The sequence below is a fragment of the Streptomyces sp. S465 genome, assembly GCF_026898115.1.
Lineage (GTDB): Bacteria > Actinomycetota > Actinomycetes > Streptomycetales > Streptomycetaceae > Streptomyces > Streptomyces luomodiensis.
In genome coordinates this window covers 1,985,378-1,997,338 of the sequence record NZ_CP114036.1, presented here as the reverse complement: position 1 = coordinate 1,997,338, position 11,961 = coordinate 1,985,378, and the positions used below count along the sequence as shown (strand labels likewise).

Sequence of the window (11,961 nt, the reverse complement as noted above, 5' to 3'; positions counted from 1 at the left end):
GTTCCTGCCGCCCCCCGGGGCTGGCCCGCTCGGGGTGTGCCGCCGGCCCGGCGTCCGGCCACGGTCTGACTCAACAGAGGCGTGTTCCGACCAGCGGTTCCCGAAGTCGGCGTGTCGGCCGTGGACGTCCCTGAAGGGTGTTTTTATTGGCGTACGGTGGTTGACCTGCGATCGTCCAAGTATGGGCATGATCAATGATTGTGGGTCTGCGACTGCTCTACCTGATCTTCTGCCGACTGCTTGGTTGCCTGCTCTTACTGGGCCGGTCCGCCCCCGCGAACAACGCCGAGATCCTCGCTCTCCGCCATGAGGTCGCTGTGCTGCGTCGGCAGATCGAGCGGCCGCGGCTCTCATGGGCTGCTCGTGCCGTGCTCTCCGCTCTCGCACGGCACCTGCCACCCGCATTACGCTGCCATCGGCTGGTCACTCCAGGCACGCTGCTGGCCTGGCACCGTCGTCTGGTGCGGGGTTCTCCTTCGCCAGCCGCAGCACCAGGATGCGGATCGAGCGCACGGTGCGCGGTCGTCCCGGGCGTTTGGGCCGGCAGGAGGAGGTATGGCGGCGTTGCGACGAGGTCGCGGTGCCAACGCAGTACCGTGTCGGGGCGTACGAGCAGCCGTAACTGTCGCAGGACGTGCAGGGGCAGCCGGTGCAGCAGCGCGCCGGAAGCTGTCCTCACCGCCTCGGCGAGGGTTGGAGGCAGAGCGGCCAGGATGTCGACGGCCTTGGCGATGTTCCGGTAGGCGGTGGTGGTGCCCACACCGAATCCGGCGGCAAGCTGGGCGTAGGTATGGCCGGATCGTAGATGGGCCAGCACGAGCAGCGCCTGCCGTCCGGCGGCCAGCCGGCGCCATCGTGTCCCTTGCGCAAGACGACGTGCGGTCAGCTCACGGGCGAGGAAGCGCAGAGCGGAGGTGGACAGATCGACTCCGGCCGGGTAGGCAAGCATGCGGAAAGTTCCTGGCAGGACGGCTCGGACTCGATACGCACCTGTCTAACAGGAGCTTCTCCACGCCCGGACCCCGCCCTCACCCCAAGTGGCCCTGCTCCGCGCGCAGGTTGAGGAAACCTCAGTGGAGCGCGCGGAAGTGCTCGGCGCCGATCACGAGCGCGGGACGGTGGTCGGAGCGACACCGATCCATTCGTGTCCGCGTCGTGCTCGGCTACCTGCGAGCCGGTCGCGAGCTGGATCCGGTCGAGCTCGCGGCTCAGGGCCGACTCGGACTCCTTCCGGTGTGCTCAGCTGTGTTCAGCGAGGAGCAGTACCGCCCGGGGACTCTGCGCCCAGGAGCGTGAGCAGCCCGGGGAATCTCTTCTCGATGTCCGCGCGTCGTAGTCGGATGCCCTTGCGGTTGCCGTAGTCGATCTCGTCAATGAGACCTGCCTCGCGCAGGACCCGGAAGTGGTGGGTCTGGGTCTGCTTCGAGATCGGAAGATTGAACGAGTTGCAGCCCCGCTCGCTGTCGCTGCGGTCGGCGGCCAACTCCGTCATCACCGAACGACGGTGCTCGTCGGCGAGGGCGCGAAATACCGCACCCAGATCGAGCGCATCGGCCTCCGGGCCGACCAGGTTTCTCCCGGTCACGCGGCACCCCCTTCAGGTACGACTTGCATCGTACCTCAAGGATGTGCTCCCCTGAGGTACGAAACTGATCGTACCTTGACCCGATTAGCGCTGCCCCGTGCCGCCGTTCCCTGAACCCCGGCCCGGCACTCGCCGCGGACCTGGTCATCGACACTCCTAGAGGTCATCGTCATGAAGAAGCCCGAGGTGCTGATAGTCGGTGCCGGAATCGCAGGGCCGGCACTCGCGTACTGGCTGTCCCGGAATGGATACCGGCCGACGGTCGTCGAACACGCCCGGCAACTGCGCTCCGGTGGTAGCGCGATCGTGGTGAAGGGGCCCGCGATCCCGGTCGCCGAGCGCATGGGCATCCTTCCGCAGCTCCGCGGGCTCGCCACCCGCAATCGGTCGCTGACCCTGCTCGACCCCGGCGGCAGGCGGATCCTGCAACTCCCGCTCACCTCGGACAAGGCTCCGACGGTCGAGGTGACCCGAGCTGACCTGTCCGAGGTGCTCCACCGGTCGGCGCAGACCGAGGCCGAGTTCTTGTTCGACGACACGGTCACCGCTCTCGACCAGGATGAAGGCGGGGTGGACGTCACCTTCCGGCGGTCCGCGCCACGGCGCTTCGACTTGGTAGTCGGTGCCGACGGGATACACTCCACCGTACGGCGCCTGGTGTTCGGACCCGAGCGGCAGTTCGCGAGCGACCTGGGCCTGTACGGCGCGACCGTCCCGTTGGAACCCGACGCCATCGAGGACCCGACCGAGATGACGATGCTGACCGCGCCGAACCGGATGCTGGTCCTCCACCCCTCGCGGACCACTCCGCTCGCGATCTTCACCTTCCGGGCCGCACAGCTAGCGCCCCACGACCGCAAGAACATCGCCCTTCACAAGCAGACCGTGGCCGACGCCTACGCCGACGTGCGGTGGCGGGCACCGGAACTCGTGGCGGCGTTCCTCGACCACCCGGCTCCGTTCTTCGACCCCCTGACCACCGTCCGGATGCCCTCGTGGTCCCGCGGACGGGTCGTACTGCTCGGGGACGCGGCGGCGGCGACAGCCCTGCTGGGCGACGGGTCCAGCATGGCGATGGCGGGCGCGTACGCCCTCGCAGAAGAGCTCGCCGCCCATCCCGGTGATCACGCCCGCGCCTTCACCGCCTACGAGTCGCGGCTCCGCCGTGAGGTAGGCCCGCGGCAGCGACGCGTCGGCCTGCTCTCCAGGCTCATGGTGCCCCGCACCCGGCCGGGCCTCGCGGTGCGCAACGCCGTGGGCCGCGCGGTCGGTCGCACGAACCGGATCGCCTCTCGCGAAGCCGCGAACCGGTAGACCGGGCCCGCACCGACCGGTCACCGGTCGGTGCGCAGCACGACGGCTGGGATCGCGCCCAGGACGTGGCGGTGCTGGCGAACATGGTCGAGGCATCGCTGCGGGCGAGAGGAGGCGACCATGAACGGAGAATCGAAGATCACCGCCTCCCACCGCTCCCGGCTGGCCATCATCTACCTGCGCCAGTCGACGATGCTGCAGCTCCGAGAGCACGTGGAATCGACAGCCCGTCAGTACGCGCTCGCAGAGCTGGCGGTGTCTCTGGGCTGGCCGCCCGAGCAAGTCATCGTGGTCGGCACCGCCTTGGTGTGTCTCGGGCCGGTTCGGGAGCGAGCGCGGTGGCTTTCACGAGGTGGTCGCGAAGGTCTGTCTGGCCGAAGCCGGCGCGGTCTTCGGTCTGGAGGTCTCCCGCCTGGCCCGCTCGAACGCGGACATCGCCCGGCTGCTGGAGCTGGCCGGGCTCACCGACACCCTGGTGGTCGACCTCGACGGCGTCTACGACCTGGCGGATATGAACGACCGGCTGCTTCGGCCTCAAGGGCAGTATGTCCGAGGCCGAGCTCCACCTGCTCACCGGTCGGCCTTCGCCCAGTCCACCTTGGGCTGATCGTGCCGTGCTCTCCGCTCTCGCACGGCACCTGCCACCCGTCTTACGCCGCCACCGGCTGGTCACTCCGGGCACCCTGCCGAACTGGCACCGTCGTCCGGTGCGCTGGAAGTGGCGCCGGACGGCGGTCAGATCCGGTCGGCCACCATTGCCGGAAGGGACAGTTGCGCTCATCCAGCGCCTGGCGTGCGAGAACCCGACCTGGCGATACGTCAATCCAAGGCGAACTCCGACGACTTGGCCATCGGGTCGCCGCCGCCACGATCCGGCGCGTCCTGCGCCGCTCCGGTCTGGCCGCCCGCCGAATTCTGAGCACCGGCGAACGACACCTACGTACGGTCCTGGCCACGTACGCCGGGCACTGCAACACCGGACGGGCCCACCGCGGCCTCGGCCTACGAGCCCCAGACGACCGCCCGAGCGTCATCCCCCTGCCCGCTGCCGTGGTCCGACGGCGGCAGCTACTCGGCGGCCTGCTCAACGAGTACCACACCACGCCACCCCAACGACTTCTTCCTCCACAGGAAACATCCAGCTCAGCAGCCTGATTGGCATATAGACACCCTTCAGGCACGGACAGTCAGCGGAACAGGCGGAAGAACCCGCGCACCTGCTCGACCAGCGACTCCGGCTGCTCCAGCGCGGCGAAGTGGCCACCATGCGGCAGCTCCTCGAACCAGCGCAGGTCGGTGAACCGCAGCTCGGCCTCCCGCCTCGACGGGCGGGTTATGTCGCGCGGGTAGACCGACAGCCCGGATGGCGCGGTCACCTTGTCCCGGAAGTTGGCGAAGCTCTCCCAGTACAGGCGCGCCGACGACGTGGCCGACGCGGTGAACCAATAGACCGAGATCTCGTCGAGGATCGTCTGCCGCGACAACGCGTCCTCGGGATGGCCGTCGTTGTCCGTCCACGCCCAGAACTTCTCGGCGATCCAGGCGGCCTGCCCCGCCGGGGAGTCGGTGAGGCCGTAGCCGAGCGTCTGCGGCCGGGTCGCCTGGATCGCCGAGTACCCCCGGCCGGTGCGCTGCATCTCCTTCTCGGCCTCGAGATTCGCCAGCTCCGCGGGCGTCGGGTCGTCGAACGTGTCCGCCGCCACGGATCCCAGGTTCAGGTGCACGCCGGCGACCCGCTCGGGCGCCACCTCGCCCAGCACCGCGGACACCGCCGAACCCCAGTCACCGCCCTGCGCGCCGTACCGTTCGTAACCCAGCGAGACCATCAACGTGTCCCAGGCGCGCGCGGTGCGGGTGATGCCCCACCCGGTCGTCGACGGCTTGTCACTCCAGCCGTACCCGGGCAACGACGGCGCGACCACGTGGAACGCGTCCGCCGGGTCACCGCCGTGCGCGCGCGGGTCGGTCAGCGGGCCGAGGACCTCCAGGAACTCGAGCACCGAACCCGGCCACCCGTGCGTGAGCACGAGCGGGAACGCGTCCGGCTCCGGCGAGCGGACGTGCAGGAAGTGGATGCCCAGCCCGTCGATCGTGTCGCGGTACTGCGGGAACACGTTCAGCCGCTCGGCGAACCCGAAGTCGTAGTCCTCGGCCCAGCTGCGGCAAAGCTCCTGCGCATACGCCAGCGGCAAACCCTGTGACCAGTCGTCCACCGGCTCGCGCTCGGGCCACCGTGTCCGTCGCAATCGTTCACGAAGGTCCGCGATCTCGGCTTCGGTGATGCTGACCTCGAATGGCTCGGCGGACATGGCAACGCTCCTTACTGGTCAAGGCGTTATCGGATCAGAGGCAGGTGGACCGTCATCGCGGGCTCCCACGGGTGGCGTCGGGTTCGGGGCGGCGGTCGGCGGTAGGGCGCCGGGTCAGGCTGAGGACGAGTCCGGCCAGGGGGAGTGCCGCGAGCACGGCGAGGGCCACCGGCACCGGCACGATGCCGGACAGACCCGCGACAGCGGCCGGACCGATCCCGCCACCCAGGGCGTTCATGAAGTTGAGCAGGCCCTGTGCGGTGTCGCGGTCGTCCGCGGCGACCAGGTCCGGCGCGAGGCTCACCAGTACGGCTTGGGCGCCGGCGAACCCGCACACGGTCAACGCCGTGCCGACGACAATCGGGATCGGCCCGGTGAAGATCGCGACCACGAGCACGCCGACGACGGTGAGCGCCGCAAGCCCGGCCGACACCTGCCAGCCGGTGAACCGGTCGGTCAAGGTGCCGACCAGCCGCCCGGCCAGCACCGAGCAGGCGGCGGCCGGGACCAAGAGCACGCCGGCTTCCAGGGGGCCACCGCCCGTGGCCTGCTCGATCAGGGACGGGGCGCGGAACAGCACCCCGTAGTAGCCGGCGAAGACGGTCCCGCCGATGAGCCCGGCCGCCAGGAAGCCGCGGGATGCGATCACCCGCCGAGGCACGAACCCGTCGGGCGTGCTTCGCACGCGCCACCACAGTCCCACGGCGGCGAGCGCCCCGGCGGCAGCCACGACGAGCGTGACCGGAGCGGGCAGGCCGACCGAGTGTGCCTGCAGCAACGTGATCAAGGAGCCGGCGAGTACCGACAGCACGGCCGCGCCGACGATATCGAGTCGCCCGGTCGAGCCGTTCCGCTCGCCGCTACCGCTCCGAGCCAGCGCGCGCCTACTCGGCAATGCGGCCAGCAGGAGGGGCAGCGCGAGGGCCGGGATCGCGAGCACGGCACGCCACCCGAGCCATGCGGTCACCGCCCCGCCCAACAGTGTCCCGCACCCCGACGCCGTCGCGCTGGCGGCCGCGATGATTCCCAGGGCGCGGATCCGTTGCCGCCCGGGAAGGGCGGTGGCCGCGGCAAAGACGGCGATCACGGTCGCGCCCGCCCCGGCGCCGCCGATCAGTCGGCCGACGATCACGACGGACAGTGTCGGCCCGGCTCCGGCGAGCACGGAGCCCGCGGCGAGCGCCACGACCCCGGCGACGAGGACCTGGAAGGGGCTCCAGCGGACCAGCAGCCGACCCGCGACCGGCATCGCGAGCGCGGAGGTCAGCGACCACGCGGCGAGAATCCATGCGGTGGCCCCGAACGGCACCGCGAGTGCGCGGCCGATGGCCGGCAGGGCCACCGACGGCGCTCCCAGTGCCACGTACATCGGCAGCACCAGCATCCCCAAAGTCAGCCCCAGCCGACGCCCGTCCGGGGCGTCGGTTCGCTCCGGTGCCGGGGCCCCTCCAGACGGGATCGCCTGCGGCGTCGTCCCCTGCCGAGTATCTTGTGACATGCTAAAGCTCCTTTGGGTGTAACGTTATGGGCAGTGAGGAGACACGTCAAATGCAGGATGCGTATTACAGCCCATTGGTGGTCCAGACGGCCGTCGACCTGGCCAACACCTTGAGGCCGATCAAGGGAGAGGACGCGCTCGAGACCGTGGAGCAGCTCCGGAACTTCCTTGACGACCATCCCGCGGCTGAGCCTCCGAGTTCGGCCGCGAACCAAGGGACCGGTCCGCGGCATCTCACCCGCGCCGACCTGGCGGAAGTCCGCGCGGTGCGCGAGACGGTGCGTCAGGTGCTCGAACGGGCCAACACGGACGCGGTCGAAGCTGCGGCTCTGATCAATGCTGGTCTGCGTCGCAGCCGCGCCACCCCGGTACTGCGCCACGAGAACGACCGCTGGTGGACCGAGGTGACCTCCGACACCGACCGCTGCTCGGCGCACCTTGCCGCGACTACGCTCAGCGCACTGGCCTCCGTGATCGCCACGCTCGGTCCCGCTCGTCTCGGCGTATGTGCCGGGCCGACCTGCCGGGCCACTTTCGTGGACCTCTCGCGCAACGGCTCGAAGCAGTACTGCACCCGAACCTGCGCACACCGGGCCAGCGTCGCGGCCTACCGGAGCCGACGCAGCCCGCGTTGAGCACCGGCACCTGACCCTGCCAGGCCGGCGCCGGGGTTTCGTCCGAGCCCGCCTTCGACGAACTCGTTCGGGCCTCCGAGTGCGTTCCTCGCGCTGCGATCTACATCGCAGCGCCCCTTCGACCGTCTCCCGCGAGATCGTCCGCAACGGTGGCCGGAACCGCTACTGAGCAGCCTTGGCCGATGCAGTCGCCTATGAACGCGGGCCCCGCCCCAAGCAGGCCAAGCTCGCCCAACGTCCGGCTCTGCGCGCCTGGTGGAAGCCAAGCTGGCTCTGAAGAGCTGAAAGGCCATCAGGTGACCCGGAGGGCTGCGCGGACGGCTTCGTGACCGGCAGAGCGAAGGCGCCCAGAAGCGGGTCGAGCGATGGCGAGACTGGCTGTGTCAGTTCCTGGAGGAGCCGCTTCTCGGTGACTCGGGCGGGAGGCCCAAGGGGAGGAACGGGCCCCGGGCCGACCGCCTGGAAGGGAATGGCGAGCACGACCGGGGGTGGAGGTCGCGGCCCGAGTGAGGCCAGGGCTGGCCCTACCCTGCTGACGTGTGCGCCGCGCTCGCGGCGCGGATGCGCTGGCGGAGGAAGAGTGCTGCGCGGTCCAGTGCCTCGTCCGCCTCGTCCAGGACGCCGGCGAATGACTGGAACACGTGCGGCACGTCGGCGGTGATATCCAGGATGACGTCCACTCCGGCTGCCCTCGCACGCGCGGCCAGGCGCGTGGAGTCGTCCAGCAGGATCTCGTTGGTGCCTACCTGGATCAGCATCGGGGGGAAGCTGGTCAGGTCGGCGAGGACGGCCGGGCTGAGCAGGGGCTGATGCGGGTCGGCTCCGGCGAGGTACATGGCTCCGGTGTGTTCAACAGCCTCGCGGGTGAAGATCGGGTCGATGCCCGTTTTGGTGTCCATGCTCTCGCCGGTTCGGGTGGCGTCGAGGCCCGGGGAGAACGCCACGATGGCGGCGGGCAGCGGGAGGCCCGCGTCGCGGGCGGCGAGGCAGGTGGTGACGGTGAGGCCGCCGCCGGCGGAGTCGCCGGCGAACACGATGGTCGAAGCGTCTGTGCCGCTGTCGAGGAGGGAGCGGTAGGCGCTCAGCGCGTCTTCGATTGCGGCCGGGAACGGGTGCTCGGGGGCAAGCCGGTAGTCCAGCGAGTACGCCCCGAAGCCGGTCTTGGCCACGAGGTGTCCCGTCAGCGACAGGGCGGTCTCGGGAGAGCCGGACACCCAGCCGCCGCCATGGAAGTACAGGATCGTCCCGGCGCGCGGCCCGTTGTCCGGCTCGACATACAGTGCGGGTCGGCCGCCGAGCGTCGTCTGCGTGGTGCGGATGCCGTCGGGCACAGTCATCTGGGCCATCAGCGCCTTGAATCCGGCTCGGATCGCCTCGACCGACCGGGGACCCTCGGGTCGGGGCTGCCGCAGCATCGCGTCGACCTTCGCGCGCTGTTCCTTGCTCATGGGTATGCTCCCGCCGTAGGTAACTTCCATGGAACTATATGCCGTGGAATCTAACGTAGACTATATGCCATGGCATCCACATCGAGCGGCGGGACGGTCGACCTCCCGGGCTTCTTCGCCGACCTGGTCCGATGCGAGACGCGTCTGTACAACGCCCTCAACGATCGTCTCCGCGAGCGGCACGGGATCGTCACCTCGCAGTTCGAGGCCCTGCGCTACCTGCGCGACCACCCAGAGTCCCGCGTGGCGGACCTCGCCGCCGAATTCGCCATCGGTATCGGGGCGACCAGCAAAACCATCGACCGTCTGGAGAAGCAGGGTTGGGCCGCCCGGCAGCCGAACCCAGCCGACCGCCGCTCCTCGCTGCTGGCCCTGACCGACAACGGCACCCAGCTCGTTGACGCAGCAGAGAAAACCTTCACCACCAAAGTGGCCGAGCTGATCGGAGGCACTCTCGACAACTCCTCAGCGACGGCCGCCGCACAGGCCCTCTCCAGGCTGCGCTCCGTGCTCGAACGCAACCAGATCGGCACACCCGCGGGCTGACGAGCATCACCTCGGGCCGGAGCGGCGGCACCCGGCCTGCACGGGGTACAGCGAGCGGCCCAACGGGTCGGATGCGCGGGATCAGTCGTCCTCGGCATCCTCGACGGCGTCGGGGTCGCGGAAGGGGCGCAGACCCTGACCGGGCCGCCGGCTTTGATGTTGAACGGGTAGCGGCCCCCGACCGCCAGGGTTCGACCGGGAGACCTACCGGCGGCGCAACGTGAACGAGCGCTGCTTCAACAGACATCGAGCTGCACATCGTCTTGCATGACAAGCCACAACGGTCTGCCGTACCCGACGTCACGAACTCACACCGCCTGACAGCACGTCAGGCGAGTACACTCACAGGCACGCTCCTGACCAGCGGAAATAGCAATCTGCGACTGGAGTACTAGTACTCCAGCTGTAGATCGTGAGCTTCATGTCCGGGATGCGGCTTGTCGCCGGTAGTGGCTGGTGCGGGACCGGGCTTGGTGGTGGCGTCGCCAGTCGGACCAGCCGAGCCGCGACACCCAGCCAGAGAGGACCGGGGGCCGGACCGGACATCGCCATGCGCTGAGGGTGGTAACAGCGTCCCCTGCCTTGGCGCGGCAAGTCGGTTCAGAATGGTCGGTATGGATCTGGCTGCATTCGGTGAGTTTCTGAAGTCGCGACGCGATCGCATCCGCCCCGGCGAGGTGGGGCTTCCTGAGTCGACACGACGCCGGGTGCCTGGGCTGCGCCGCGACGAGGTGGCTGTCTTGGCCGGCGCCTCGGTTGACTACTACAACCAGTTGGAGCAGGGCCGGGGCGCGCAGCCGTCCGAGCAGATGGTGGCCGCGTTCGCGCGGGCTCTGCGGCTGACGGAGGATGAGCGTGCGCATCTGTACTTTCTGGCCGGTCGTCCGCTGCCACCGCGGCACGGACCGTCGGCGCACGTCCACCCGGGGATGCTCGATCTGCTCGAACGCCTGCCGGCCACCCCGGCGGCAGTGATCACCGACTTGCACGCGACGTTGGTACAGAACCGCCTCGCTGCTGCGCTGCTCGGACCGATCCCCAGGAAGAAAGGCGTCGAGGCCAGTTTCGTGTACCGCTGGTTCACCGACCCTGAGGCCCGGCTGCGGTACCACCCCGACGAACACGGTCACCAGTCGCGGGTCTTGGTGGCCGACCTGCGAGCGGTCTCGGCCCGCCGCGGCGGCGACAGTGAAGTGCGCGGACTGATCCGGCGGCTGGTCTCGGCGAGCAGCGAGTTCGCCGACCTGTGGGCTCATCAGGAGGTCGCAGTACGTCGGGCCGACCGAAAGAGGCTGATGCACCCGGACCTCGGCGCGATCGAACTCGATTGCCTCAGCCTGCTGAGTGAGGATGGTTCGCAGCGGCTGCTGTGGTTCACCGCTCCGGTGGGCGGCGACTCGGCGGAGAAGCTGAAACTGCTCGCCGTTCTGGGCAGCCAGGACATCGGGGCTGCGAAGCAGAGCGAGTCGACTCTTCGCTGAGCGCGGCGTTCTGGTTGCCCGGTCTCCGGGCAACCGGCCGACCGTCAACGAAGGCTTCTTCGGGCTGCTGCGCGCCGGGCTCGTCCCATCTGGCGTCGGTCGGCAGGATGCTCTGCTGGAACGAGAGCTGCACGTCGGGGGCGAGGGCTCCATAGCGGGATGCACCATGGACGTCGCCGGTACGACGATCTGGCGGACCCCGAGTTCGGCGCCGAACCCGGCGCAGTGCGGCGGTCCGGCGTCACCGTAAGCGTAGAGCGTGAAGTCGCGCGGGTCGTTCCTTTGTCGATGGTGAGCTCGCGCAGCGTATCGGCCATCTGCGAGTCGACGATCCGCCGGATGCCGGCCGCCGCGGTCTCGACGTCCAGGCCGAGTGGATCCGCGATGTGCCCCTGGATCGCCCTCGCCGCCGCGTCCTTGTCCGCGAAGTTTCCGGTGAACCCCCGTGTGGTTTGGATCCCCCTGCCCTGACCCGAGTGGACAGAGGCAGGGGCATCGCCCAGGCGACCGTGATCCGGGTCTCGCACTCGCCGTGCGCTACCCGGTCGAGAAGCCGAGCGGGGTTCGCGCCGTCATCGGCAACGGCGCGGACCGCCGAGACCCTCGATGCCTCGCTTCGCTTCCGGCCCACGCCTGGGGCGCACGCCCACGTAGGCTTCGCAATCGTGCACGAGATGCATCGCGTCCGTCCCGACTGTGGCCGCGTCAGCGATCGCGTGCCAATAGCCGCCGAGCTCGGTCACCAGACGTGCGTCATGGGCCGCTACGAAGGATCGGTCACTGGCTGGGACCAATCCCGACACGCTCTTGTCTGGTATCAGCCATCTGCTGCGCCGTGATTGCGCTCAGGGGCGGAGCCGCTGCCGCGGTCAGCGGAATGTGTCCGTCTACTGGCGCGAGCGGGGTCTCGTCTACCACGACGTACTCGGCGTAGTGCCCCGGCAGGCAACGTTTGCCCGTCAAGGAGCGGCGTCCGGTGCATGCTCTGGGGGTACCCCTTGCTCGAAGCAGCTTGGGGGAGTGCCGGGCGTCGCGACGGGGCGAACGTTGCCTGTTGGAGGCAGTAGATTCCGTAGCCGCGGTCGAACGTGTCGAGCATCCCCGCCACCGGCGTGCCTACGGCGATGGGGACACCGACTCCTGCC

At 69.4% G+C, this 11,961-nt stretch carries 10 protein-coding genes and 2 pseudogenes; 5 read left to right on the top strand and 7 right to left on the bottom strand.

Features of this window, described 5'->3' with window-relative positions:
• Nucleotides 1-462: 462 nt before the first annotated feature.
• The 3 genes and pseudogenes from N6H00_RS08525 to N6H00_RS08515 all read right to left on the bottom strand — a co-directional run.
• Nucleotides 463-679, bottom strand: a pseudogene (locus tag N6H00_RS08525) (integrase); the annotation flags it as partial.
• Nucleotides 665-949 (bottom strand): annotated as a pseudogene (locus N6H00_RS08520) (helix-turn-helix domain-containing protein); the annotation flags it as partial. The pseudogenes N6H00_RS08520 and N6H00_RS08525, both read right to left, overlap by 15 nt.
• A gap of 300 nt (nt 950-1,249) precedes the next feature.
• Nucleotides 1,250-1,585, bottom strand: a complete 336-nt coding sequence (locus tag N6H00_RS08515) for an ArsR/SmtB family transcription factor (RefSeq protein ID WP_268970984.1) — start codon at nt 1,583-1,585, stop codon at nt 1,250-1,252.
• Nucleotides 1,586-1,756: 171 nt separating this feature from the next.
• Between N6H00_RS08515 and N6H00_RS08510 the strand changes: the two genes are divergently transcribed.
• Both N6H00_RS08510 and N6H00_RS08505 read left to right on the top strand, forming a co-directional pair.
• Nucleotides 1,757-2,899 carry an FAD-dependent monooxygenase gene (locus N6H00_RS08510; protein WP_268970983.1) on the top strand — a complete coding sequence of 381 codons (1,143 nt, stop codon included), beginning with the start codon at nt 1,757-1,759 and terminating at the stop codon, nt 2,897-2,899.
• A gap of 352 nt (nt 2,900-3,251) precedes the next feature.
• Nucleotides 3,252-3,506, top strand: coding sequence for a hypothetical protein (locus N6H00_RS08505; RefSeq protein ID WP_268970982.1), 255 nt, complete (start codon nt 3,252-3,254; stop codon nt 3,504-3,506).
• Nucleotides 3,507-4,086: 580 nt separating this feature from the next.
• On the opposite strand, the gene N6H00_RS08500 is transcribed toward N6H00_RS08505, so the two are convergent.
• Nucleotides 4,087-5,208 (bottom strand): epoxide hydrolase family protein, encoded by a 1,122-nt coding sequence (locus N6H00_RS08500; RefSeq protein ID WP_268970981.1) that lies wholly within the window; start codon nt 5,206-5,208, stop codon nt 4,087-4,089.
• Nucleotides 5,209-5,260: 52 nt separating this feature from the next.
• The gene (locus N6H00_RS08495) at nt 5,261-6,706 is read right to left on the bottom strand and encodes an MFS transporter (protein WP_268970980.1); all 1,446 of its coding nucleotides are present in this window, start codon (nt 6,704-6,706) and stop codon (nt 5,261-5,263) included.
• Between the two features lie 50 nt (nt 6,707-6,756).
• On the opposite strand from N6H00_RS08495, the gene N6H00_RS08490 reads away from it, so the two are divergent.
• Complete coding sequence (locus N6H00_RS08490; RefSeq protein ID WP_268970979.1) at nt 6,757-7,341, top strand: CGNR zinc finger domain-containing protein; 585 nt, start codon at nt 6,757-6,759, stop codon at nt 7,339-7,341.
• A 524-nt stretch (nt 7,342-7,865) separates the two neighbouring features.
• Here N6H00_RS08490 and N6H00_RS08485 read toward each other — a convergent pair.
• On the bottom strand, nt 7,866-8,789 hold the full coding sequence (locus N6H00_RS08485) for an alpha/beta hydrolase (RefSeq protein ID WP_268970978.1): 924 nt from the start codon (nt 8,787-8,789) through the stop codon (nt 7,866-7,868).
• Nucleotides 8,790-8,858: 69 nt separating this feature from the next.
• Between N6H00_RS08485 and N6H00_RS08480 the strand changes: the two genes are divergently transcribed.
• Both N6H00_RS08480 and N6H00_RS08475 read left to right on the top strand, forming a co-directional pair.
• Nucleotides 8,859-9,335 (top strand): MarR family winged helix-turn-helix transcriptional regulator, encoded by a 477-nt coding sequence (locus N6H00_RS08480; RefSeq protein WP_268970977.1) that lies wholly within the window; start codon nt 8,859-8,861, stop codon nt 9,333-9,335.
• Nucleotides 9,336-9,949: 614 nt separating this feature from the next.
• Complete coding sequence (locus N6H00_RS08475) at nt 9,950-10,816, top strand: helix-turn-helix transcriptional regulator (protein ID WP_268970976.1); 867 nt, start codon at nt 9,950-9,952, stop codon at nt 10,814-10,816.
• Between the two features lie 44 nt (nt 10,817-10,860).
• Here the strand turns inward: N6H00_RS08475 and N6H00_RS40460 are convergent, their stop codons facing one another.
• A complete protein-coding gene (locus N6H00_RS40460; RefSeq protein WP_443072914.1) occupies nt 10,861-11,343 on the bottom strand; it encodes a hydantoinase/oxoprolinase family protein in 483 nt (160 codons plus the stop codon).
• Nucleotides 11,344-11,961: the final 618 nt, after the last annotated feature.